The organism is Butyricicoccus sp. (assembly GCF_050872565.1).
GTDB lineage: Bacteria > Bacillota > Clostridia > Oscillospirales > Butyricicoccaceae > Butyricicoccus_A.
Window position 1 is genome coordinate 1 of record NZ_JBNMHC010000428.1, and the last position, 1671, is coordinate 1671.

Annotated in this window: 2 protein-coding genes; both read left to right on the plus strand. The window is 47.5% G+C overall.

The window, feature by feature from the left end; genetic code table 11:
• A partial coding sequence (locus tag ACR0P9_RS12170) for a DHHA1 domain-containing protein (RefSeq protein ID WP_432620519.1) occupies nucleotides 1–994 on the plus strand: 994 nt, incomplete at its 5' end.
• 15 nt (nucleotides 995–1009) lie between these two features.
• Nucleotides 1010–1671: HD domain-containing protein (locus ACR0P9_RS12175; protein WP_432620521.1), on the plus strand; the 662-nt coding region annotated here is incomplete at its 3' end.

Genomic DNA, 1671 nt, shown 5'->3' on the forward strand with positions numbered 1-1671 from the left:
AGATCGGTACGGATGTCCGACTGTGCTGATCTCACTGGATGGCGACCATGGAAAAGGCTCTGGACGTTCCGTCAATGGCTTTAATCTGTTTGAAGCACTGGAACACAGTTCGCAATATCTGGAAAAATTCGGCGGACATGCCTTGGCGGCCGGATTGACCATTTCCCGAGACATGCTGCCAGCTTTCAAAAAGAGTATTTGTGCGTATGCCAAGCAAAACATCACGGAACAGGATTTAATGCCGGTCGTCAATATCGACTGCCTGATTTCTCCGGATGATATTACCATGGAATCCATTCGAGAGCTGGGGATTCTGGAACCGTATGGCATGGGAAATCGAGAACCGATTTTTGCGATTCGAGAGATGACCGTGGAAGAAATCACACCGATCTCCAGTGACAGGCATCTCAAAATGTCTTTGATAAAAGGCAATCGTCGGTTTACTGCCATGCTGTTTGGCACAGGCTCCGGCGGATGTCCTGTCGTACAAGGAGACATTGTAGACGCGGCATTTAGCTTGGAAATCAACCATTTCCGTAATCAGCAGACCATTCAGCTCATGCTCAAAGACATTCGATTGAGCGATTGCGAGTTGGAACGCGACCATTATTTCCTGTCTGTCTATTCACATTTTATCGATGGAGAAGCCTTGACAGACAATCAAGTCAACCAGATTTACCCTAATCGCCCGGATCTTGTGGCGGTATGGCGACATATTATATCGCAGGCGGAGAACAAAAAGCTGACAGCGCCGTATAATACGCTGTCACGGAGAATTTCTTATGAATCCAGACGGCTGGTCAACATCGGCAAGCTGTTTGTCTGTTTGGATGTATTCTCAGAGAGCCGTTTGCTAAATTACCATTTCAAAAACAACCTGTTGTACATTCGGATTTTACCGTTTCAGGGAAAAGCAGATATTACCAAGTCGGTCGTATTGGCGACCTTGAAGCATAGAAAACAACAAAACGCGGCTGAAAATCAGCTGAGTTGACCGGGGAGTGAGCATATGGATATTCAAAACAAGATTGATTTTTTATTACAACGTGTAGAAAAGCAGACACCGAATGCAGATGTCAATAAAATCCGCCGCGCATACGAGTGCGCCAACAAGGCACATGACGGCCAGAAGCGGAAAAATGGCGATCCGTATATCATTCATCCGGTCTCTGTAGCAGAAATTATCGTGGAGATGGGTCTGGATACCGATTCCATCTGTGCGGGCCTCTTGCATGACTGTATTGAGGATACTGCGTTCGGATACGATGAAATCAAGGAACAGTTCGGTGAATCGGTAGCAGATTTGGTCAACGGCGTTACGCGCTTGGGACAGCTGCATTATTCTAAGGCGCAGGAACAGGTTGAAGATCTGCGCAAGATGCTGATCGCCATGGCAAAGGATATTCGTGTCATTCTGATTAAGCTGGCAGACCGTCTGCACAATATGCGCACGATGCAGTATATGACAGTGGAAAAGCAGCGTTCCAAGTCGTTGGAGACGATGGAAATCTATGCGCCGATTGCGCACCGCTTGGGTATGCAGCGCGTCAAATGGGAGCTGGAAGATCTGTCGCTCAAATATTTGGATCCAATTGGCTATAAGGAAATTGTAGACGGCTTGGAGCGGCAGCGTCCGGAGCTGGAAGAGATGCTCGACCGCATCAAAAAGAC